Below are 23,261 nucleotides of genomic sequence, written 5' to 3' on the forward strand. Positions count from 1 at the left end.
TGTCCGGTAAATTGTCAGTCCTTTGCCAGCAAGGGACAAGTAAAAGAGGCTGATTTGTCTGGCGATCCCACACTTCTGCATTAAATTCAGACTGGATGGGGGGGATAGAGACTTACACAAAGTAAAATCTCACGCATAATAACGATTCTACGTTGCTAACAGGCCTCGCTGGCCAGGGATGATAAATGAAACACATTGGTGTAGTCGCCTGTATGTTAATGCTGGCGCTGGCAGGGTGCGACAACAACGATAAAGCACCGACGGTGGCGAAAAACGACGCCCCCGCCGCGCAACCCGCTGCGGAAAAGAAAGCGGACAGAGACACCGCACAGTTGCAGAAACTGGCCCAACAGAGCGAAGGTAAAGCGCTGACCCTGCTGGATGCCTCTGAGGTGCAACTGGACGGCGCATCCACACTGGTGTTGACCTTCTCCATTCCGCTCGATCCTGAACAGGATTTTGCCCGTATCGTCCACGTGGTGGATAAAAAAAGCGGCAAAGTTGATGGCGCATGGGAACTGTCGCCGAATCTGAAAGAGTTGCGTCTGCGCCACCTGGAACCCAATCGCGACCTGCTGGTGACTATTGAGCGCGATCTCAGGGCGCTGAACAAGGCGATTTTCGAAATCAACTATGAGAAAAGCCTGACCACGCGTGATATCCAGCCCAGCGTGGGCTTTGCCAGCCGCGGTTCGCTACTGCCGGGAAAAGTGGTAGAAGGTTTGCCGGTGATGGCGCTCAACGTGAACAATGTAGACGTTAACTTTTTCCGCGTGAAGCCGGAATCGCTGGCGGCCTTTGTCAGCCAGTGGGAGTACCGAAATTCACTGTCCAACTGGGAATCTGACAATCTGCTGAAAATGGCGGATCTGGTCTATACCGGTCGTTTCGATCTTAATCCAGCGCGTAACACCCGCGAAAAGCTCCTTCTGCCACTGAGCGAAATTAAGCCGCTACAGCAGGCCGGTGTCTATGTTGCGGTGATGACCAAAGCCGGGCAGTACGAGTACAGCAACGCCGCAACGCTATTCACGCTTAGCGATATTGGCGTGTCGGCACACCGTTACCAGAATCGGCTCGATGTGTTTACGCAAAGCCTCGAGAATGGTACCGCGCAGCAGGGAGTGGAGGTCGCTTTGCTGGATGAGAAAGGGCAGACCCTCTCGAAGGCGAGCAGTGATACGAAAGGCCATGTCCAGCTTGAAAATAATATGAAAGCCGCGCTGTTGCTGGCGCGTAAAGAGGGGCAAACCACGCTGTTGGATCTAAAACTCCCGGCGCTGGATTTAGCGGAGTTCGATATCGCCGGGGAACCCGGTTACAGCAAGCAGTTTTTTATGTTTGGCCCGCGCGATCTTTATCGACCTGGCGAGACAGTGATCCTCAATGGTCTGCTGCGCGATAGCGATGGCAAGACGTTGCCCGATCAGCCCGTGAAGCTGGAAGTGGTTAAGCCGGACGGTCAGGTGATTCGTATCGTGGTCAGTCAACCGGATAACGGGTTGTATCGCTTCACATATCCACTGGACAGCGGTGCACCGACCGGAATGTGGCACGTTCGCGCCAACACGGGTGATAACCAGACCCGGATGTGGGATTTCCACGTTGAAGATTTCATGCCGGAGCGGATGGCGCTGAATATCACCGGTCAAAAAACACCGTTGTCGCCGTCTGACAAGGTGAATTTCTCGGTGGTTGGCTACTACCTTTACGGTGCTCCGGCGAACGGCAATGCGTTGCAGGGGCAATTGTACCTGCGCCCGCTGCGTGATGCGGTACCGACATTGCCTGGCTTCCAGTTTGGCAATATCGCTGAGGAAAACCTGTCGCGCAGTCTCGATGAAGTCCAACTGACGCTGGATGAAAGCGGGCGTGGTGATATCAGTACCAGCAGCGAATGGCGTGAGACCCACTCGCCGTTGAAGGTGATTTTGCAGGCCAGCCTGCTGGAATCCGGTGGCCGTCCCGTTACGCGTCGCGCTGAGCAGGCAATCTGGCCTGCAGATACGTTACCGGGTATCCGTCCGCAATTTGCGGTGAAAGCGGTATATGACTACCGCACTGATACCACGGTGAATCAGCCGATTGTCGATGAAGACAGCAATGCCGCCTTTGACATTGTCTATGTTGATGCCCATGGCGAGAAGAAAGCGGTCTCCGGGTTACAGGTGCGTTTGATTCGTGAACGTCGCGATTACTACTGGGACTGGCTGGAAAGCGAAGGCTGGCAATCGCGTTTTGATCAAAAAGATTTGGTGGAAGGCGAACAGACGCTGGATCTGAAAGCGGATGAAACCGGCAAAGTCACATTCCCGGTGGAATGGGGTGCCTATCGACTGGAAGTCAAAGCGCCAAACGATGCGGTCAGCAGCATCCGTTTCTGGGCGGGCTACAGCTGGCAGGATAATAGCGATGGCAGCGGCGCGGCGCGGCCAGATCGCGTTACGCTGAAGCTGGACAAACCGGCGTATCGTCCGGGCGACACCATGAAGTTGCATATTGCAGCGCCGGCGGCGGGGAAAGGCTATGCGATGGTGGAATCCAGTGAAGGTCCGCTGTGGTGGCAGGAAATTGATGTTCCGGCGGAGGGCCTGGATCTCTCTATTCCGGTCGATAAATCCTGGAATCGCCATGATTTGTATCTGAGCACGCTGGTGGTGCGTCCGGGAGATAAATCCCGCTCTGCAACGCCGAAACGTGCCGTGGGACTGCTGCATTTGCCGCTGGGAGACGAAAACCGTCGCCTGGATCTGGCGCTGGAAAGCCCGGCTAAAATGCGTCCTAATCAGCCGTTGACCGTGAAGATCAAGGCCAGCAGTAAAAATGGCGAGACGCCAAAACAGGTTAATGTGCTGGTATCAGCTGTGGACAGCGGCGTGTTGAACATTACTGATTACGTCACGCCGGATCCGTGGCAGGCGTTCTTCGGACAAAAACGTTACGGTGCGGATATTTATGACATCTATGGTCAGGTGATTGAGGGCCAGGGGCGGCAGGCCGCGCTGCGTTTTGGTGGCGATGGCGACGAACTGAAACGCGGTGGCAAACCACCGGTCAATCATGTGACTATCGTGGCGCAGCAGGCGCAACCGGTCATGCTGAATGAACAGGGTGAAGGCAGCGTGACGCTACCGATTGGCGATTTCAACGGCGAACTGCGCGTGATGGCGCAGGCGTGGACGGCGGATGACTTTGGCAGTAACGAAAGCAAGACCATTGTCGCGGCCCCGGTCATCGCCGAGCTGAATATGCCGCGCTTTATGGCCGGTGGCGATACCTCGCGACTGGTACTGGACGTGACCAACCTGACCGATCGACCACAATCACTGAACGTGGCGCTGACCGCCAGCGGACTGATCGAACGGGTCAGCGACCAGCCTGCGCAGGTCAATCTGGCGCCGGGCGTGCGCACGACATTGTTTGTTCCTGTTCGTGCAAAAGAGGGTTTTGGCGATGGCGAGCTGCAGGCAACGATAAGCGGACTGAACGTGCCCGGAGAAAGCATCGGACCGCAGCAGAAGCAGTGGAAGATTGGCGTACGCCCGGCATTTCCGGCGCAAACGGTCAATAACGGCGTGATGTTACAACCGGGTGAAAGCTGGACACCTCCCGCGGAGGGGGTAGCGAATTTCTCTCCCGTTACCCTGGAGGGTCAACTGCTGTTCAGCGGTAAACCGCCGTTGAATCTGGCACGCTATATCCGTGAGCTGAAGGCGTATCCTTACGGCTGCCTGGAACAAACGACCAGCGGTCTGTTCCCGTCGCTCTATACCAATGCCGCGCAGCTTAAAGCGCTGGGCATTACAGGAGATACCGACGAGAAACGTCGTGCGGCAATCGAAACCGGGATTTCCCGTCTACTGCAAATGCAACGTGACAACGGCGGATTTGCGCTGTGGGATAAAAATGGTCCGGAAGAGTACTGGCTGACTGCTTACGCGATGGATTTCCTGGTCCGGGCGGGGGAGCAGGGTTATAGCGTTCCGGCGGAGGGGATTAATCAGGGTAACGCGCGTCTGCTGCGTTATCTACAGGATCCGGGGATGATGTCGATTCGCTACGCGAGCGATACACAGGCGAGTAAATTTGCCGTACAGGCCTATGCTGCACTGGTGCTGGCGCGTCAGCAGAAAGCGCCACTTGGCGCACTGCGCGAGATGTGGGAACGTCGCAGTCAGGCCGCTTCCGGCTTGCCGCTGCTGCAGCTTGGCATAGCATTGAAAACCATGGGTGACGCGAAACGGAGTGATGAAGCAGTAACGCTGGCGCTGACCACCCCGCGTCGTGATGAACGTCAATGGCTGGCCGATTACGGCAGTCCGCTTCGTGATAACGCCCTGATGCTGGCGCTGCTGGAAGAGAATAATCTGAAGCCGGATGTCCAGAACACGCTGCTGAACACACTCTCTGAACAGGCGTTTGGGCAGCGCTGGCTGTCCACACAGGAGAATAACGCGCTGTTCCTGGCAGCCCGTTCGCTACAGGATTTACCTGGTACCTGGCAGGCGCAAACCTCGCTCGCTGAGCAACCGCTGACGGGCGAGAAAGCACAAACCCGTAATCTGGATGCCGATCAGCTCTCCGCGCTGCAGGTAACGAATAACGGTTCTCTGCCGATGTGGTTGCGTCTGGACGTGAGTGGCTATCCGCAAACGACGCCAGCACCTGCCAGCAATGTGCTGCAGATTGAGCGTCATATTCTGGGCAGTGACGGACAGAGCAAATCGCTGGAATCACTGCGCAGCGGTGAACTGGTACTGGTCTGGCTGGAAGTGAAAGCCTCTCAGGACGTACCGGATGCGCTGGTGGTGGATTTGCTGCCTGCCGGACTGGAACTGGAAAACCAGAATCTGGCTAACGGTAGCGCCAGTTTGCAGGACAGCGGTAGCGAGGTACAAAATCTGCTTAATCAGATGCAGCAGGCGGATATTCAGCACATGGAGTTTCGGGATGATCGCTTTGTTGCTGCTGTGGCGGTGAATCAGGGGCAACCAGTGACGCTGGTCTATCTGGCGCGTGCGGTGACGCCGGGAACCTATCAGGTGCCGATGCCAATGGTGGAATCGATGTATGTTCCGCAATGGCGGGCGACCGGTGCGGCAGAGGGAATACTGATTGTTAAGCCGTAAATGGGGCGAGTAACCGGTAAACGCGGCGGCTGGCTTTGGCTGGTTGCCGCGTCTGTTTTACTCGTCTGCGTCGTCTGGGCGGCAGACAAAATCTGGCCGTTGCCTTTGCGTGAGGTTAATCCTGCGCGGGTGGTCGTGGCGCATGACGGGACGCCGCTGTGGCGGTTTGCCGACGCGGACGGTATCTGGCGCTATCCCGTGACGCCGGAAGAGGTCTCCCCGCGCTATCTTGAGGCGCTCATCAACTATGAAGACCGCTGGTTCTGGCAACATCCGGGCATAAACCCACTCTCCATACTTCGCGCGGCCTGGCAGGATCTCTCCTCAGGGCGAGTGATTTCTGGCGGCAGTACGTTGACCATGCAGGTGGCGCGACTGCTGGATCCGCATCCCCGCACGTTCGGTGGTAAATTTCGCCAGCTCTGGCGTGCCATGCAACTGGAATGGCATCTCTCAAAACGCGACATCCTGACGCTGTACCTCAACCGTGCACCGTTTGGCGGCACGTTGCAGGGGATTGGCGCGGCCAGTTGGGCTTATCTCGGTAAACCTCCGGCGCAACTCAGCTACTCTGAAGCCGCTTTACTGGCGGTATTACCGCAGGCACCGAGTCGACTGCGTCCCGATCGCTGGCCGGATCGGGCAGAAGCCGCGCGCAACAAAGTGCTCGAGCGGATGGCGACACAGGGGATCTGGTCCCGGCACCAGGTTGAGGAATCGCGTGAAGAGCCTGTGTGGCTGACGCCCCGCCAGATGCCGCAACTGGCACCGCTGTTCTCGCGGATGATGCTGGGCAAAAATCCCGGCGACAAAATTGTCACTACCCTGGATGCCGGGCTGCAACGACAACTGGAAGAACTGGCGCAAAACTGGAAGGGCAGACTGCCTGCGCGCAGTTCGTTGGCGATGATCGTCGTCGATCATACCGACATGAGCGTGCGCGGCTGGGTCGGATCGGTCGATCTGAACGATGATACGCGTTTCGGCCATGTGGATATGGTCAAGGCGATTCGATCGCCAGGCTCAGTATTGAAACCTTTTGTCTATGGACTGGCGCTGGATGACGGATTAATCCACCCGGCGTCTTTATTGCAGGATGTGCCGCGCCGCAGCGGGGATTATCGCCCGGGTAATTTTGACAGCGGTTTTCATGGCCCTGTCAGTATGAGCGAAGCACTGGTGCGTTCGCTGAATTTGCCTGCGGTACAGGTGCTGGAAGCCTATGGCCCGAAGCGCTTTGCTGCGCAATTACGCAATAGCGGACTGCCGCTGTTCCTGCCCGCAGGCGCGGCACCCAATCTCTCGCTTATTCTGGGTGGCGCGGGTGCGCGGCTTGAGAATATGGTCGCCGGATACAGCGCTTTTGCCCGCCACGGCAAAGCGGGAGTACTGCGTCTGCAACCGGGCGATCCGCTTGTCGAACGCACGCTGATGTCGCCGGGCGCGGCATGGATCATCCGACGGATTTTAGCCGACGAAGCGCAACCGCTGCCGGATAGCGCGCTTCCCCGAATAGCGCCGCTGGCATGGAAAACCGGTACCAGCTACGGCTATCGTGATGCGTGGGCGATTGGCCTCAATGCCCGCTATGTCATCGGTATCTGGACGGGCAGGCCTGACGGCACGCCCGTTGCCGGACAGTTCGGTTATGCCAGCGCGATCCCGCTGCTCACTCAGGTGAACAACCTACTTTTGGCCCGTAGTGCCTCGCTGCCGGAAGATCCGCGTCCGCAGTCAGTTACGCGTGGTATCGTGTGCTGGCCTGGCGGGCAATCTCTTTCCCCTGGTGACAGTAATTGCCGGCGTCGTCTGGCCACCTGGTTACTGGAGGACGCACAACCGCCTACGCTATTGTTGCCAGAACAGGAAGGGATGAACGGTATTCGCTTTCCGATCTGGCTGGATAAGGACGGTCGACGCGTCGCCGCCGATTGTCCACAGGCGCAGGAACAGAGACTGATTGTCTGGCCGTTGCCGCTGGAGCCGTGGCTGCCCGCCGCAGAACGTCGCAGTGCGCGCTTGCCGTTGGCCTCAGCGGAATGCCCGCCGCATGGGCAGGATCCTGCGTTGCCGCTGCTGCTGTCAGGCGTGCGTGATGGCGCAATCGTCAAACGTTTACCGGGGGTTGCTGAGGCGAGCTTAACGATTCAGAGCAGCGGGGGAGCAGGCGAGCGCTGGTGGTTCCTCAATGGGGAACCACTAAAAGAACGGGGACGTAGTATCACGTTGCGTCTCAGCGAAAGAGGTGACTATCAGCTACTGGTGATGGATGAGAGCGGGCTGGTGGCGACGGTGAGGTTTACTCTGCAGTAGACCAGATTGACATGCTTTGTTGCTAATACTCATCTTATTTTAAAAAAATGTTACCTTCATCCATATGCAATAGCCGGGATGCTCTTTATAATCCGCGCCAGGTAAAACACAACAGAACATCTTTCAGAGGTAATCATGGCTATTGAACGTACTTTTTCCATCATCAAGCCAAACGCGGTGGCAAAAAACGTTATTGGTAACATCTTTGCGCGCTTTGAAGCAGCAGGGTTCAAAATTGTCGGCACCAAAATGCTGCACCTGACCGTTGAGCAGGCGCGCGGCTTCTACGCTGAGCATGATGGCAAACCGTTCTTCGACGGTCTGGTTGAGTTCATGACCTCTGGCCCTATCGTGGTGTCCGTGCTGGAAAGCGAAAACGCAGTACAGCGTCACCGCGATCTGCTGGGGGCAACCAATCCGGCTAACGCTCTGGCGGGTACGCTGCGTGCTGATTACGCTGACAGCTTCACCGAAAACGGGACGCACGGTTCTGATTCCGTGGAATCCGCTCAGCGTGAAATCGCCTACTTCTTTGGTGAAGGCGAAGTGTGCGCTCGCACGCGTTGATCCTTTTGGGATTAATTTTTCGATAAATGCCGCGTGCAAACGTGGCATCCTTGCGCCAGACTTTGTACAATGCAACGCCCCGGATGAGCACTGCTTGCCGGGGCGTTTCTTTTCAACCTCCCATGGGCCATAACGTGTAACAACGAGGCCGGAAAAAATTATGTCTGAATTAGTTAACACCTCCGAAATTATCACGCCTGCGGTTCCTGCAAAAAATGGCAAAATCAACCTGTTGGATCTGAATCGTCAGCAGATGCGTGAATTCTTTAAAGAGATGGGCGAGAAGCCGTTTCGCGCCGACCAGGTGATGAAATGGATGTATCACTATTGCAGCGACAATTTTGATGAGATGACTGACATCAACAAAGTGCTGCGTAACAAGCTCAAAGAGGTGGCGGAAATCCGCGCGCCGGAAGTCGTTGAAGAACAGCGCTCTTCGGATGGCACCATCAAATGGGCGATTGCGGTGGGCGATCAGCGCGTTGAAACGGTGTATATCCCGGAAGATGACCGTGCCACGCTGTGCGTCTCTTCACAGGTAGGTTGTGCGCTGGAGTGTAAATTCTGTTCAACTGCCCAGCAGGGCTTTAACCGTAACCTGCGCGTATCTGAAATTATTGGTCAGGTCTGGCGTGCGGCGAAAATTGTCGGCGCGGCGAAAATCACTGGCCAGCGTCCCATCACCAACGTGGTGATGATGGGGATGGGTGAACCGCTGCTCAATCTGACTAACGTCGTGCCAGCCATGGAAATCATGCTTGATGATTTCGGCTTCGGTCTGTCCAAGCGTCGCGTCACGCTGTCGACTTCCGGTGTGGTACCTGCACTCGACAAATTAGGTGACATGATTGACGTCGCGCTGGCGATCTCGCTGCATGCGCCGAATGACGAAATTCGTGACGAAATCGTGCCGATCAACAAAAAGTACAATATCGAAACCTTCCTGGGCGCGGTTCGCCGCTATCTGGAGAAATCCAATGCTAACCAGGGACGCGTCACCATTGAATACGTCATGCTGGATCATGTTAACGACGGCACAGAACATGCGCATCAGTTGGCGGATTTGCTGAAGGATACGCCTTGTAAGATAAACCTCATCCCATGGAACCCGTTCCCGGGGGCGCCTTATGGACGTAGCTCTAATAGCCGCATTGACCGTTTCTCTAAAGTGTTGATGAGCTATGGTTTTACCACCATTGTGCGTAAAACGCGGGGTGATGATATCGATGCCGCCTGCGGGCAACTGGCGGGAGATGTGATCGACCGTACTAAACGTACGCTGCGTAAGCGTATGCAGGGTGAGGCGATCGACGTTAAAACCGTTTGATGCAGAATGTGCTACAGCCTGATTTTTGTGCTGTGGCGCAATGTAATTTGCATGAGGGTCAGCGTCGTGCTTGTCTGGTCAATAATAACGGTGCGTTTTTGTCGACTTTAAGGCAGTATGTACGGCGCGACAATAGTTTAGCCCTCAGGCTTAAGCTGTTTTTGTTAAGAGTCAGCGGACGGGTTTATACTGTTTGACTCAGGTTGACTGACCAGATTTTCGCGGTGTGGGTGAGCATTATGACTCGCCGGCACCTGAACCCTAATTTTCACCAGCAGCTGTAGCGAATGAATACTGAAGCCACTCACGACCAACATGAAGCACAATCCACCGGCGTTCGCCTACGCAATGCCCGTGAACAACTCGGACTCAGCCAGCAGGCTGTCGCTGAGCGACTTTGCCTGAAGGTATCCACCGTACGCGACATTGAAGACGATAAGGCACCTGCCGATTTGGCTTCAACGTTCCTGCGCGGGTACATCCGCTCTTATGCGCGTCTGGTTCATATTCCTGAAGAAGAACTGCTACCGGCTCTGGAGAAGCAGGCACCGGTTCGGGCGGCAAAAGTTGCGCCGATGCAGAGCTTTTCGTTAGGCAAGCGCCGTAAAAAGCGTGATGGCTGGTTGATGACGTTTACCTGGCTGGTACTGTTTGTGGTGGTCGGGCTGACGGGCGCATGGTGGTGGCAAAACCACAAAGCGCAGCAGGAAGAGATCTCCACGATGGCCGATCAATCCTCTGCTGAGCTGAACGCCAACAGCGAAAATACGCAAAGTGTGCCGCTGGATACCAGCGCAACGGCAAGCCAGGACAACACGCCGGCGTCCACCGGTCCGGCAGAGACGACGCCAACGCCAGCGCCGACGACCGCACCTGCGGTTGACCCGCAACAGAATGCTGTGGTCGCCCCATCTCAGGCCAACATTGACACTGCAACAACTGCCCCTGCGACAACGGCAACACCGGACGGTGCGGCGCCGTTGCCAACCAATCAGGCGGGCGTGGAAGCGGCCGCCGATCCGAACGCACTGGTGATGAATTTTACCGCCGACTGCTGGCTGGAAGTGAGCGATGCAACGGGCAAAAAACTGTTCAGCGGGATGCAGCGTAAAGATGGTAATTTAAACCTCACCGGTCAGGCGCCTTACAAGCTTAAAATTGGCGCGCCGGCTGCGGTGCAGATCCAGTATCAAGGAAAACCTGTCGATCTGAGCCGTTTTATCAGAACTAACCAGGTTGCGCGTCTGACCCTAAATGCCGAACAATCACCGGCGCAGTAATAGACGGGTAACGCGGGAGATTTTTCATGCATAACCAGGCTCCAATTCAACGTAGAAAATCAACGCGTATTTACGTTGGTAATGTGCCGATTGGCGATGGTGCTCCTGTCGCCGTACAGTCGATGACCAACACGCGGACCACGGATGTGGAAGCGACGGTTAATCAGATCAAAGCGCTGGAACGCGTTGGCGCTGACATTGTTCGTGTCTCCGTACCCACGATGGATGCCGCGGAAGCCTTCAAACTGATCAAGCAACAGGTTTCCGTTCCGCTGGTCGCCGACATTCACTTCGACTACCGTATTGCGCTCAAAGTGGCGGAGTACGGCGTTGATTGCCTGCGTATTAACCCTGGCAATATCGGTAACGAAGAGCGTATCCGCATGGTAGTGGATTGTGCCCGTGACAAAAATATCCCGATTCGCATCGGTGTTAACGCCGGATCGCTGGAAAAAGATCTACAGGAAAAGTACGGCGAACCGACGCCGCAGGCTTTGCTGGAATCGGCAATGCGCCATGTGGATCATCTCGATCGTCTGAACTTTGATCAGTTCAAGGTCAGTGTTAAAGCGTCTGATGTTTTCCTTGCGGTGGAATCCTATCGTCTGCTGGCAAAGCAAATCGATCAACCGCTGCATTTAGGGATCACCGAAGCCGGCGGCGCGCGTAGCGGTGCGGTGAAATCCGCGATCGGTCTTGGCCTGCTGTTGTCTGAAGGGATTGGCGATACTTTGCGAGTTTCACTGGCAGCCGATCCGGTGGAAGAGATCAAGGTTGGCTTTGATATCCTCAAGTCGCTGCGCATCCGTGCTCGTGGGATCAACTTCATCGCCTGTCCGACCTGTTCGCGCCAGGAGTTTGACGTGATCGGTACGGTTAACGCGCTGGAGCAGCGTCTGGAAGACATCATTACGCCAATGGATGTCTCCATCATCGGTTGCGTGGTTAATGGTCCGGGTGAAGCGCTGGTGTCCACGCTGGGTGTGACCGGCGGCAACAAGAAAAGTGGTCTCTATGAAGATGGCGTTCGCAAAGATCGTCTGGATAATAGCGATATGATTGACCAGCTTGAAGCCCGCATTCGTGCCAAAGCGACGATGCTCGACGAAGCACAGCGTATTAACGTGCAGCAGGTTGAAAAATAATAACGTGATGGGAAGCGGCGTGCTTCCCGTGTATGATTGAACCCGCATGGCTCCCGTATCGCTCGGGGAAGCGCTGAGGGTTCATTTTTATATTCAGAAAGAGAATAAACGTGGCAAAAAACATTCAAGCCATTCGCGGCATGAACGATTATCTGCCTGGCGAAACCGCCATCTGGCAGCGCATTGAAGGCACACTCAAAAACGTGCTCGGCAGCTACGGTTACAGTGAAATCCGCTTGCCGATTGTAGAGCAGACCCCGTTATTCAAACGCGCGATCGGCGAAGTGACCGACGTGGTTGAAAAAGAGATGTACACCTTTGAGGACCGCAATGGCGATAGCCTGACGCTGCGTCCGGAAGGGACGGCGGGCTGTGTACGCGCCGGCATCGAGCATGGTCTTCTGTACAATCAGGAACAGCGTCTGTGGTACATCGGGCCGATGTTCCGCCACGAACGTCCGCAGAAAGGGCGCTACCGTCAGTTCCATCAGTTGGGCGCTGAAGTCTTTGGTCTGCAAGGACCGGACATTGATGCCGAACTGATCATGCTAACCGCGCGCTGGTGGCGTGAACTGGGTATCGCCGGGCATGTCAATCTGGAACTGAACTCCATTGGTTCCCTGGACGCGCGTGCAAACTATCGCGATGCGCTGGTGGCGTTCCTCGAACAACACATTGAGAAACTGGACGAAGATTGTAAACGTCGCATGTACTCCAATCCGCTGCGCGTACTGGATTCAAAAAATCCGGACGTACAGGCGCTGCTCAACGATGCTCCTCAGCTTGGCGACTACCTGGATGACGACTCCCGCGAGCACTTTGCGGGTCTGTGTAAACTGCTGGAAGCCGCAGGCATTGCCTACACCGTTAACCAGCGTCTGGTGCGCGGTCTCGACTACTACAACCGCACCGTATTTGAATGGGTCACCAACAGCCTGGGTTCACAAGGTACGGTCTGCGCGGGCGGCCGTTATGACGGGCTGGTAGAGCAACTCGGCGGTCGCGCGACCCCGGGGGTAGGCTTTGCAATGGGTCTGGAACGACTTGTTTTACTGGTTCAGGCAGTTAATCCGGAATTTAAAGCCGATTCTGTTGTCGATATATACCTGGTCGCTTCAGGCGCGGATACGCAGTCTGCGGCAATGACACTGGCTGAGCGCGTACGTGATGAAATCCCTGGCGTGAAGCTAATGACAAACCACGGTGGCGGCAACTTTAAGAAACAGTTTGCCCGAGCTGATAAATGGGGCGCCCGCGTTGCACTGGTGCTTGGCGAGTCCGAAGTGGCTGCTGGTACCGTTGTAGTGAAGGATTTGCGCTCCGGTGAGCAAACCGAGGTGGCACAGGACAGCGTTGCCGCTCATTTGCGCACGTTAATGGCTTAAGGAGAAGGACTGCGTGGAAATTTACGAGAACGAAAACGACCAGGTCGATGCGATTAAACGCTTCTTTGCCGAAAACGGCAAAGCCCTGGCTGTTGGGGTTATTTTAGGTGTTGGGGCGCTGGTGGGCTGGCGCTACTGGAACAGTCATCAGACTGAGTCCGCGCGCTCTGCTTCTCTGGCATATCAAACCGTGGTGAGTTCGCTCAGTGCGGGTAAAGCGGAAGACTTGTCTGCAGCGGAGAAGTTTGCCGCAGACAATAAGAACACCTACGGCGCGTTAGCGTCGATGGAACTGGCGCAGCAGTTTGTCGATCAGAATCAACTTGAGAAAGCCGCAGCCCAGCTTCAGCAGGGACTGGCCGCCACGAGTGATGAGAATCTTAAGGCGGTGATCACACTGCGTCTTGCTCGCGTTCAGGTTCAACTCAAGCAAGCGGATACGGCGCTGAAAACCCTTGAAAGCGTTAAGGGTGAAGGATGGGCAGCGATTGTTGCCGATCTGCGCGGCGAAGCGCTGCTGAGCAAAGGTGATAAACAAGGTGCGCGTAGTGCATGGGAAGCGGGCGTGAAAAGTAACGCCTCCCCGGCACTGAGCGAAATGATGCAGATGAAAATCAATAATTTGTCCATCTGAGAGGGACCCGATGCAATTGCGTAAATTACTTCTGCCAGGGCTGCTTTCCGTTACCCTGTTGAGCGGCTGTTCACTGTTTAGTGGCGAAGAAGACGTTGTTAAAATGTCCCCATTACCGGTGGTTGAAAATCAATTTACCCCGTCTACGGCCTGGAGCACTTCTGTAGGCAACGGTATCGGTGATTTCTATTCCAACCTCCACCCGGCATATGCCGATAACGTGGTCTACGCTGCCGATCGCGCTGGCGTGGTAAAAGCGTTGAATGCGGATGACGGTAAAGAAGTCTGGTCGGTAAACCTGGGCGAGAAAGATGGTTGGTTCTCACGCGCGCCGGCGCTGTTGTCTGGCGGCGTAACGGTTGCTGGCGGTCACGTTTATCTTGGCAGTGAAAAAGCACAGGTTTATGCGCTGAATACGGCCGATGGTACGGTTGCATGGCAAACCAAAGTGGCGGGTGAAGCGCTCTCTCGTCCGGTGGTCAGTGACGGCATGGTGTTGATTCACACCAGCAATGGTCAACTGCAGGCACTGAATGAAGCCGATGGCGCGATTAAGTGGACCGTGAACCTGGATATGCCATCTCTGTCGCTGCGCGGTGAATCTGCGCCGGCAACCGCCTTTGGTGCGGCCATTGTCGGTGGCGATAACGGTCGCGTAAGTGCCGTGTTGATGCAACAAGGCCAGATGATTTGGCAGCAGCGTATTTCTCAGGCCACCGGCTCAACCGAGATCGACCGTCTGAGCGATGTGGACACTACCCCGGTTATCGTCAATGGCGTCGTTTACGCCCTGGCTTATAATGGTAACCTGACCGCGCTGGATCTGCGCAGTGGTCAGATCATGTGGAAACGTGAACTGGGCTCGGTGAATGATTTTATTGTCGACGGCAACCGTATCTACCTGGTGGATCAGAATGACCGCGTACTGGCGCTGACCACCGATGGTGGCGTAACGCTGTGGACGCAGAGCGATCTGCTGCACCGTCTGTTGACTTCCCCGGCGTTGTACAATGGCAACCTGGTGGTGGGTGACAGCGAAGGTTATTTGCACTGGCTTAACGTCGAAGACGGTCGTTTTGTGGCTCAGCAGAAAGTTGACAGCTCCGGCTTCCTGACCGAACCGGTCTCTGCCGATGGCAAACTGCTGATCCAGGCCAAAGACGGTACCGTGTACGCCATTACACGCTGATCGTCCTGGTCGTACGCTTTAAAAAACGGCTCCTGGTGCAGGGGCCGTTTTCCTGTTTTTAACAACAGCGTAGAAATTACGTCTGTTGTCTGATGATTTTTTAAATGAGGCTTTAAACATGGTACCTGTGGTCGCGCTTGTCGGGCGCCCTAACGTCGGAAAATCCACGTTATTTAACCGTCTAACTCGCACCCGAGATGCGCTGGTAGCGGATTTCCCGGGTCTGACTCGTGACCGTAAGTACGGTCGTGCGGAGATTGAAGGTCGTGAGTTTATCTGCATCGATACCGGCGGTATTGATGGCACCGAAGATGGTGTAGAAACGCGTATGGCGGAACAATCGCTGCTGGCGATTGAAGAGGCGGATGTGGTGCTGTTTATGGTGGATGCGCGCGCCGGCCTGATGCCTGCCGATGAAGCTATTGCCCAGCATTTACGCTCCCGCGAAAAACCGACGTTCCTGGTTGCCAACAAAACGGACGGACTCGATCCGGATCAGGCCATCGTTGATTTCTACTCCCTGGGTTTGGGTGAAATTCACCCGATTGCCGCGTCGCATGGCCGTGGCGTGCTCAGCCTGCTGGAACACGTTCTGCTGCCGTGGATGGACGATGTCGCGCCGCAGGAAGAGGTCGATGAAGACGCCGAATACTGGGCGCAGTTCGAAGCCGATGAGAACGGTGAAGAAGAGCCGGAGGATGACTTCAATCCGCAGGATCTGCCGATCAAACTGGCGATTGTCGGTCGTCCGAACGTCGGTAAGTCCACACTGACTAACCGTATCCTGGGTGAAGACCGTGTGGTGGTTTACGACATGCCGGGCACGACCCGCGACAGCATTTATATTCCGATGGAGCGAGATGAGCGTGAGTATGTTCTCATCGATACCGCCGGGGTGCGTAAGCGTGGCAAGATCACCGATGCGGTGGAAAAATTCTCAGTTATCAAAACATTGCAGGCAATTGAAGATGCTAACGTGGTGATGCTGGTGATTGATGCTCGCGAAGGCATCTCTGACCAGGATCTGTCGCTGCTGGGCTTTATCCTCAATAGTGGGCGCTCACTTGTTATCGTGGTGAACAAGTGGGACGGACTGACTCAGGAAGTGAAAGAGCAGGTGAAAGAGACGCTGGACTTCCGTCTGGGCTTTATCGACTTCGCGCGCGTGCATTTTATCTCTGCGCTACACGGCAGCGGTGTCGGCAACCTGTTTGAATCCGTCCGCGAAGCCTATGACAGCTCAACCCGTCGCGTTAGCACGGCGATGCTGACCCGTATCATGACCATGGCGGTGGAAGATCACCAGCCGCCGCTGGTCCGTGGTCGCCGCGTGAAGCTGAAATACGCTCATGCGGGAGGCTATAACCCGCCGATTGTGGTGATTCACGGCAACCAGGTCAAAGATCTGCCGGATTCCTATAAGCGCTACCTGATGAACTACTTCCGTAAATCGCTGGAAGTGATGGGGACGCCGATTCGCATTCAGTTTAAAGAGGGCGAGAACCCGTATGCCAACAAGCGCAATACGTTGACCCCGACCCAGATGCGTAAGCGTAAGCGTCTGATTAAACACATTAAGAAGAGTAAGTAATAACTTACCTGCCTGGCAGGTAACCCCCAAAAAGCCCGCATTCGTCGGGCTTTTTGGTGTCATTCCGTCTACCGTTTATATTCTGGTAACGTTACTCAGGCGCACGGACGCCCGTCTTTAGAAGATCGTCTGATGACCGATAAAGCAAAGCAAATCGAGAAAATCCGCAAACTACTGGCTCTTGCCGCACAGTCCTCTAATGACGGTGAATCTGCAAATGCGTTCAGTCGCGCCCGTCGCTATATGGCGATTTATGGGCTGACGATGGAAGACATTTACAGTAGCGGAGGGGCATCAACCGACAGTTCCGCAGAATCAGAACGCTATCGTCGGGATGCAGAAACCGCCAGGCAGGAGGCGGCAAACGAGCGCCGGGCGCGGCAGGAAGCAGAGCAGAAGCACCGGGAATACCAGACTGAGCAAAATAAGCGTGCGGCGGAAGAGAAAAAGCGCTACGACGAGGCGTATTTTCGCCAACAGGCCGAGCAAAAAGCGCAGGAGCAGAGGCGGCAGGCAGATGCACACGTCCGTCAGGACGCCGCTGCACAGCAGGCGAAAACAACGGCGGCACGGCCTGGCAAAACGTCATTGTATGACAAACTAAAGGCAGAGAAATTCGGTTTTGGTATTCTCGCTATGATTGCTGCGCTGGTGATCTTTGGCCTGAATAACTCCTCGCCGACGCCAGCGGATACGGCATTAGCCAACAGGCCAGCGACGACTGCCGTCGTGACGCCAGCGCCCGTACCGCCTCCTGCACGGGTGCCTGCATCTTCACAGACAACGGAGTATCAGCCTCAGACTGAACCCGTCCAGAAACCTGCGCCCGTCACGCCAGTCACGCCGCCGCGCCCTGCTGCGGTGAACATTATTGAATACTCGGCGAAAAGCCGGGCGGTATACTCCTGTCTGGCTGACGGTACGGAGAAGTACAATGGCGGGGGTAATGTCAGTTACAAGATGCAGACCTTTTTCTTTGTCAGCCCCTCTGAGATTGCTTTTGGTAAAAATAAATCCGGAATCCGGGTCGTGACCGCCGAGGGAAACGGGATGTACAAACTTGAAAATGGTGACGAAGTCGCGGTTGATGTTTTTGGGGCGATTGAACGTTACTGGAACCCGAAGATGACCTTTACCTGTTTCACGTCAGAAAAGGCATTGGGTCAGTATCTTCAGGACAGAGCGCCCCGGTAATTGGCATCCTCTTCAGCAGAAGAGGAGCGTGAAGGAGGTAGTATGGAACTGATGTGTCCTGTTTGTCATAACCCGCTGGAACGTAATGGCGAAGCGGCCCATTGCGCGACCTGTCATACAGACTTTGTCGTCGAAGCGCGGTGTCCGGACTGCCACAAACCGCTCCAGGTGTTAAAAGCCTGCGGGGCGGTGGATTATTTTTGTCAGAACGGCCACGGATTGATTTCAAAAAAACGCGTTGAGTTTACACTGCCTGATGCGTGAACTGATGCGCTCAGTCTCTGGCAGGGGCTGAGCCACTTACTTGTGGGTGCGTTTCTTCACCGGTTTGATATCGGTGACCTGACTTTCCACCCAGCCGTCTTCCAGTCGGGTGGTCATCACATCACCGGTCTTCACCTGTTTCACTTTTTTCAGCACCTTGCCATCGGTGGCGGTAGAAACACTGTAACCACGCGCCAGGGTCGAGAGTGGGCTGACTGCTTCCAGATGCGTTACCGCGTTGCCAAAACGTTCACGCGTGGCGCTCAGACGTGAACGTACATTCTCCGCCAGACGATATTCCAGTTGCTGAATGCGGGTTTGCGCCCGATGAATACGCGGCTGAGGGCTTTGCTGGTTCAGGCGCTGTAACAGGCGAGCCTGGCGTTGACTGGTGCGCTTCAACTGGCTGTCGATGGCCACATTCATACGCTGATGCAATCTTTCCAGCGCCGTCTGCTGACGGGCGAGACGCAATTGCGGGTGCTGTTGTTGCAGACGGTGATAAATCTGGGTGAATCGGCGACTGCGGTTCGCGAGAAAATAATCCATCGCCATACCGAGACGCTGCTGGGCGGACAGGATCTGGCGCAGCAACTCCTGCTGATTTCGGCTGACCATTTCAGCCGCAGCAGAAGGCGTCGGCGCACGCAGGTCGGCAATAAAATCGGCAATAGTCACGTCCGTTTCGTGGCCGACGGCGCTGACGACAGGGATCATGCTGGCAAAAATAGCCCGGGCGACGCGTTCGTCGTTAAAGCTCCATAAATCTTCCAGTGAACCACCGCCCCGCCCGACAATCAGAACATCGCACTCCTGGCGCGCATTCGCCAGTTCAATAGCACGGACAATCTGCCCCGGCGCATCGTCGCCCTGGACGGCGGTCGGATAGATAATGACCGGTAAAGAGGGATCGCGACGTTTCAGGACATGGAGAATATCGTGCAGTGCGGCCCCGGTCTTCGAGGTGATCACGCCCACGCAGTGGGCGGGAGAGGGGAGGGCTTGCTTGTGTTGCTGATCAAAAAGCCCTTCAGCCTGCAGTTTGACTTTTAGCTGCTCATACTTTTGCTGGAGCAGTCCTTCGCCGGCCGGCTGCATGCTTTCGACGATAATCTGGTAGTCACCGCGCGGCTCGTACAGGGTGATATTGGCGCGAACCAGCACCTGTTGACCATGCTGGGGGCGAAAAGTTACCCGACGGTTGCTATTGCGGAACATCGCACAGCGCACCTGCGCAGTGTCATCTTTGAGCGTGAAGTACCAGTGCCCCGATGACGGCTGCGAGAAATTGGAGATCTCACCGCTAATCCAGACCTGCCCCATCTCCTGTTCAAGCAGCAGACGAACCGTCTGATTCAGGCGGCTAACAGTAAAAATTGCGGAGGTCTGAGAGGATAACATGTGAGCGGGATCAAATTCTAAATCAGCAGGTTATTCAATCGATAGTAACCCGCCTGAGCAGGAGCGCAAGCATTATTTGCAAAAAAGTGTGGATGCAACCGATTACGCTCTGTATAATGCCACGGCAATATTTATCCACCCCCAGGTTAGAGATATTGCCCATGCTACGTATTGCTAAAGAAGCTTTGACGTTTGACGACGTCCTCCTCGTTCCCGCTCACTCCACCGTTCTGCCGAATACTGCCGACCTCAGCACGCAGTTGACGAAAACTATTCGTCTGAACATTCCTATGCTCTCCGCAGCAATGGACACCGTGACTGAAGCGCGCCTCGCAATTGCGCTGGCCCAGGAAGGTGGCATCGGTTTTATCCATAAAAACATGTCGATTGAGCGTCAGGCGGAAGAAGTTCGCCGCGTGAAAAAACATGAATCTGGCGTGGTAACCGACCCGCAAACCGTTCTGCCCACCACGACCCTGCGTGAAGTGAAAGAACTGACCGAACGCAATGGTTTTGCCGGCTACCCGGTGGTAACGCAAGACAATGAACTGGTTGGGATCATCACCGGTCGTGACGTGCGTTTTGTGACCGATCTGAGCCAACCTGTCAGCGTTTACATGACGCCGAAAGAGCGTCTGGTCACTGTTCGCGAAGGCGAAGCCCGCGATGTTGTGTTGGCAAAAATGCACGAAAAACGCGTTGAGAAAGCGCTGGTTGTTGATGACAGTTTCCACCTGCTCGGCATGATCACCGTGAAAGACTTCCAGAAAGCCGAACGTAAACCGAACTCCTGTAAAGATGAGCATGGCCGCCTGCGCGTTGGCGCTGCGGTTGGTGCGGGCGCCGGTAACGAAGAGCGTGTTGATGCGCTGGTCGCGGCCGGAGTTGATGTGCTGCTGATCGACTCTTCTCATGGTCATTCAGAAGGTGTTTTACAGCGCATCCGTGAAACTCGTGCTAAATATCCGGACCTGCAGATCATTGGCGGTAATGTGGCAACCGGTGCGGGCGCACGTGCCCTGGCGGAAGCGGGTGTGAGCGCGGTGAAAGTGGGTATCGGCCCCGGCTCTATCTGTACGACCCGTATCGTGACTGGCGTGGGTGTTCCGCAGATCACCGCGGTGTCTGATGCCGTTGGAGCGCTGGAAGGCCTGGGTATTCCGGTTATTGCTGACGGTGGTATCCGTTTCTCTGGTGATATCGCCAAAGCCATCGCCGCAGGCGCAAGCGCGGTAATGGTAGGCTCCATGCTGGCAGGTACCGAAGAATCCCCGGGTGAAATCGAACTCTATCAGGGCCGTTCTTACAAATCCTACCGCGGCATGGGCTCTCTGGGCGCGATGTCCAAAGGCTCTTCTGACCGTTACTTCCAGAGCGATAACGCCGCCGACAAACTGGTACCGGAAGGTATCGAAGGCCGTGTTGCCTATAAAGGCCGCCTGAAAGAGATCATTCACCAGCAGATGGGCGGCCTGCGCTCCTGTATGGGGCTGACCGGCTGTGGTACTATCAATGAATTGCGTACTAAAGCGGAATTCGTACGTATCAGTGGTGCGGGTATTCAGGAAAGCCACGTTCACGACGTGACCATCACCAAAGAGTCCCCGAACTATCGTATGGGCTCCTGATTTTCTTCGCCCGACCTTGTGTCGGGCGATTTATTTAACCTGTTTCACTTGCCTCGGAATTAGCGTCAATGACAGACAATATTCACAAGCATCGCATTCTCATCCTTGATTTCGGATCGCAGTACACACAACTGGTTGCACGCCGCGTGCGTGAACTGGGCGTTTACTGCGAACTGTGGGCATGGGATGTGACTGAAGCACAGATTCGCGAGTTTAATCCTAGCGGTATCATTCTTTCCGGTGGCCCGGAAAGCACCACCGAAGAAAACAGCCCGCGTGCGCCGCAATACGTTTTCGAAGCCGGTGTTCCGGTCTTCGGCGTATGCTACGGCATGCAGACGATGGCTATGCAGTTGGGCGGTCATGTTGAAGGTTCGACTGAGCGTGAATTTGGTTACGCGCAGGTTGAAGTGGTGACCGACAGCGCGCTGGTTCGTGGTATCGAAGACTCGCTGACCGCTGACGGCAAACCGCTGCTGGACGTGTGGATGAGTCACGGCGATAAAGTGACGGCGATCCCGTCCGACTTTGTCACCGTTGCCAGTACCGAAAGCTGCCCGTTTGCCATCATGGCGAACGAAGAAAAACGCTTCTACGGCGTTCAGTTCCACCCGGAAGTGACTCACACCCGTCAGGGGATGCGCATGCTGGAGCGTTTTGTCCGTGACATTTGCCAGTGTGAAGCTCTGTGGACGCCAGCAAAAATCATCGATGACGCCGTTGAGCGTATCCGCCAACAGGTTGGCGATGACAAAGTGATCCTCGGCCTTTCTGGCGGTGTGGATTCTTCTGTCACTGCGATGCTGTTGCACCGTGCGATCGGTAAAAACCTGACCTGTGTTTTCGTTGATAACGGTCTGCTGCGTCTGAATGAAGCCGAACAGGTGATGGACATGTTCGGTGACCACTTTGGTCTGAACATTGTTCACGTTCCGGCTGAAGACCGTTTTCTGACTGCGCTGAAAGGCGAAAACGATCCCGAAGCGAAGCGTAAAATCATTGGCCGTGTCTTTGTTGAAGTCTTCGACGAAGAAGCGCTGAAGCTGGAAGATGTTAAATGGCTGGCGCAGGGCACTATCTATCCGGATGTTATTGAATCCGCCGCCTCTGCGACTGGCAAAGCGCACGTCATCAAATCTCACCATAACGTAGGCGGTCTGCCGAAAGAGATGAAGATGGGCCTGGTTGAGCCGCTGAAAGAGCTGTTTAAAGACGAAGTGCGTAAAATTGGTCTGGAACTGGGCCTGCCGTACGACATGCTCTACCGCCACCCGTTCCCGGGGCCAGGTCTGGGCGTACGCGTGCTGGGCGAAGTGAAGAAAGAGTACTGCGACCTGCTGCGTCGTGCGGATGCTATCTTCATTGAAGAACTGCACAAAGCTGACCTGTATAACAAGGTGAGTCAGGCGTTCACCGTGTTCCTGCCGGTTCGCTCTGTTGGCGTGATGGGCGATGGTCGTAAATACGACTGGGTGGTTTCTCTGCGCGCGGTCGAAACTATCGACTTTATGACGGCGCACTGGGCGCACCTGCCGTATGACTTCCTGGGGCGCGTGTCTAACCGTATCATCAACGAAGTGAATGGTATTTCACGCGTTGTATATGATATCAGCGGTAAGCCGCCAGCCACGATCGAGTGGGAGTAAATGTCCCTTCTCGTCGCTGACGTGTAGTCAATCAAACCCTCTGTTTATACAGGGGGTTTTTGTTTTATCCGCGCGTAAAAATACCAGATGGTTTCCGTCTGGAATAAAAGGATTAACGTTGAGCAGGCGTTTCGACAGAGAGGCTTGACTGTTGCGCGTCTTTTTTGTCCTGATGATGATGCCAGGCACCGATAGAAGAGTAGACAAAGCGTCCAAAAAAGAAGATAAAGCTGATAAGCAATACGATACGGGTCATGCGACTGTTAAATCGATGTCGTTTTCGCATACTGGTTGCCTGACTCACAAAAGGTTCCTTAAGGGATGCCCGTTCGGGCGACCAGTACATTAAGGCACACTGTGTCGAATGGGTCAATTCCTGATTATGTAAAATTGCGTCAGTTGATTCATATTCTGGTGTTATGGAAATTAATTACATTATTTGCATTAATAATGTGAAAATGATAACGCGGTGAAATAAAGGTAATAATTGATTAATGGGGGGCAAATTATTTGATATACGTCAAAAATTACTTCCCGTTGATAACTAAAATCGGTGCAACATGTATGG

The 23,261-nt window shown here is 55.1% G+C and carries 16 protein-coding genes; 14 read left to right on the top strand and 2 right to left on the bottom strand.

Annotation, left to right across the window (positions count from 1 at the left end; translation table 11 throughout):
• The first annotated feature begins 185 nt into the window (after positions 1-185).
• The 12 genes from I6L53_RS05865 (at position 186) to I6L53_RS05920 (ending at position 18,018) form a co-directional block, all read left to right on the top strand.
• Positions 186-5,129 carry an alpha-2-macroglobulin family protein gene (locus I6L53_RS05865; RefSeq protein ID WP_042317600.1) on the top strand — a complete coding sequence of 1,648 codons (4,944 nt, stop codon included), beginning with the start codon at positions 186-188 and terminating at the stop codon, positions 5,127-5,129.
• Positions 5,130-7,442, top strand: a complete 2,313-nt coding sequence (gene pbpC / locus I6L53_RS05870) for a peptidoglycan glycosyltransferase PbpC (protein WP_042317601.1) — start codon at positions 5,130-5,132, stop codon at positions 7,440-7,442.
• A 135-nt stretch (positions 7,443-7,577) separates the two neighbouring features.
• A complete protein-coding gene (ndk, locus tag I6L53_RS05875; protein WP_042317602.1) occupies positions 7,578-8,009 on the top strand; it encodes a nucleoside-diphosphate kinase in 432 nt (143 codons plus the stop codon).
• 160 nt (positions 8,010-8,169) lie between these two features.
• On the top strand, positions 8,170-9,336 hold the full coding sequence (rlmN, locus tag I6L53_RS05880; protein ID WP_042317603.1) for a dual-specificity RNA methyltransferase RlmN: 1,167 nt from the start codon (positions 8,170-8,172) through the stop codon (positions 9,334-9,336).
• Positions 9,337-9,623: 287 nt separating this feature from the next.
• A complete protein-coding gene (gene rodZ / locus I6L53_RS05885; protein ID WP_042317604.1) occupies positions 9,624-10,616 on the top strand; it encodes a cytoskeleton protein RodZ in 993 nt (330 codons plus the stop codon).
• A gap of 26 nt (positions 10,617-10,642) precedes the next feature.
• On the top strand, positions 10,643-11,761 hold the full coding sequence (ispG, locus tag I6L53_RS05890; RefSeq protein ID WP_042317605.1) for a flavodoxin-dependent (E)-4-hydroxy-3-methylbut-2-enyl-diphosphate synthase: 1,119 nt from the start codon (positions 10,643-10,645) through the stop codon (positions 11,759-11,761).
• Between the two features lie 110 nt (positions 11,762-11,871).
• Complete coding sequence (gene hisS, locus I6L53_RS05895) at positions 11,872-13,146, top strand: histidine--tRNA ligase (RefSeq protein ID WP_042317606.1); 1,275 nt, start codon at positions 11,872-11,874, stop codon at positions 13,144-13,146.
• Positions 13,147-13,159: 13 nt separating this feature from the next.
• Positions 13,160-13,780, top strand: a complete 621-nt coding sequence (locus I6L53_RS05900; protein ID WP_042317607.1) for a YfgM family protein — start codon at positions 13,160-13,162, stop codon at positions 13,778-13,780.
• Positions 13,781-13,790: 10 nt separating this feature from the next.
• Entirely contained in the window at positions 13,791-14,969 is a 1,179-nt protein-coding gene (bamB, locus tag I6L53_RS05905) for an outer membrane protein assembly factor BamB (protein WP_042317608.1), read from the top strand.
• Between the two features lie 118 nt (positions 14,970-15,087).
• Positions 15,088-16,560 carry a ribosome biogenesis GTPase Der gene (der, locus tag I6L53_RS05910; protein ID WP_042317609.1) on the top strand — a complete coding sequence of 491 codons (1,473 nt, stop codon included), beginning with the start codon at positions 15,088-15,090 and terminating at the stop codon, positions 16,558-16,560.
• Between the two features lie 132 nt (positions 16,561-16,692).
• A complete protein-coding gene (locus I6L53_RS05915; RefSeq protein WP_042317610.1) occupies positions 16,693-17,754 on the top strand; it encodes a DUF2786 domain-containing protein in 1,062 nt (353 codons plus the stop codon).
• 42 nt (positions 17,755-17,796) lie between these two features.
• Positions 17,797-18,018, top strand: coding sequence for a zinc ribbon domain-containing protein (locus I6L53_RS05920; RefSeq protein ID WP_042317611.1), 222 nt, complete (start codon positions 17,797-17,799; stop codon positions 18,016-18,018).
• A gap of 36 nt (positions 18,019-18,054) precedes the next feature.
• Here I6L53_RS05920 and xseA read toward each other — a convergent pair whose 3' ends face one another.
• Entirely contained in the window at positions 18,055-19,419 is a 1,365-nt protein-coding gene (xseA, locus tag I6L53_RS05925) for an exodeoxyribonuclease VII large subunit (protein ID WP_042317612.1), read from the bottom strand.
• 161 nt (positions 19,420-19,580) lie between these two features.
• Here xseA and guaB point away from each other — a divergent pair, with 161 nt between their 5' ends.
• Positions 19,581-21,047, top strand: a complete 1,467-nt coding sequence (gene guaB / locus I6L53_RS05930) for an IMP dehydrogenase (protein ID WP_042317613.1) — start codon at positions 19,581-19,583, stop codon at positions 21,045-21,047.
• Positions 21,048-21,115: 68 nt separating this feature from the next.
• Positions 21,116-22,693: a glutamine-hydrolyzing GMP synthase gene (guaA, locus tag I6L53_RS05935; RefSeq protein WP_042317614.1), complete on the top strand. Its 1,578-nt coding sequence runs from the start codon at positions 21,116-21,118 to the stop codon at positions 22,691-22,693.
• Between the two features lie 112 nt (positions 22,694-22,805).
• Here guaA and I6L53_RS05940 read toward each other — a convergent pair whose 3' ends face one another.
• A complete protein-coding gene (locus I6L53_RS05940; protein WP_012906630.1) occupies positions 22,806-22,997 on the bottom strand; it encodes a YfgG family protein in 192 nt (63 codons plus the stop codon).
• Between the last annotated feature and the right edge of the window lie 264 nt (positions 22,998-23,261).

This window comes from Citrobacter farmeri (assembly GCF_019048065.1).
GTDB classification, from domain to species: Bacteria; Pseudomonadota; Gammaproteobacteria; order Enterobacterales; family Enterobacteriaceae; genus Citrobacter_A; species Citrobacter_A farmeri.

Coding starts and splice junctions, on each gene's coding strand:
- guaB (WP_042317613.1), top strand. CDS start 19,581: ATGCTACGTATTGCTAAAGAAGCTTTGACGTTTGACGACGTCCTCCTC.
- xseA (WP_042317612.1), bottom strand. CDS start 19,419: ATGTTATCCTCTCAGACCTCCGCAATTTTTACTGTTAGCCGCCTGAAT.
- der (WP_042317609.1), top strand. CDS start 15,088: ATGGTACCTGTGGTCGCGCTTGTCGGGCGCCCTAACGTCGGAAAATCC.
- bamB (WP_042317608.1), top strand. CDS start 13,791: ATGCAATTGCGTAAATTACTTCTGCCAGGGCTGCTTTCCGTTACCCTG.
- guaA (WP_042317614.1), top strand. CDS start 21,116: ATGACAGACAATATTCACAAGCATCGCATTCTCATCCTTGATTTCGGA.
- I6L53_RS05915 (WP_042317610.1), top strand. CDS start 16,693: ATGACCGATAAAGCAAAGCAAATCGAGAAAATCCGCAAACTACTGGCT.
- I6L53_RS05920 (WP_042317611.1), top strand. CDS start 17,797: ATGGAACTGATGTGTCCTGTTTGTCATAACCCGCTGGAACGTAATGGC.
- I6L53_RS05865 (WP_042317600.1), top strand. CDS start 186: ATGAAACACATTGGTGTAGTCGCCTGTATGTTAATGCTGGCGCTGGCA.
- pbpC (WP_042317601.1), top strand. CDS start 5,130: ATGGGGCGAGTAACCGGTAAACGCGGCGGCTGGCTTTGGCTGGTTGCC.
- rodZ (WP_042317604.1), top strand. CDS start 9,624: ATGAATACTGAAGCCACTCACGACCAACATGAAGCACAATCCACCGGC.
- rlmN (WP_042317603.1), top strand. CDS start 8,170: ATGTCTGAATTAGTTAACACCTCCGAAATTATCACGCCTGCGGTTCCT.
- ndk (WP_042317602.1), top strand. CDS start 7,578: ATGGCTATTGAACGTACTTTTTCCATCATCAAGCCAAACGCGGTGGCA.
- ispG (WP_042317605.1), top strand. CDS start 10,643: ATGCATAACCAGGCTCCAATTCAACGTAGAAAATCAACGCGTATTTAC.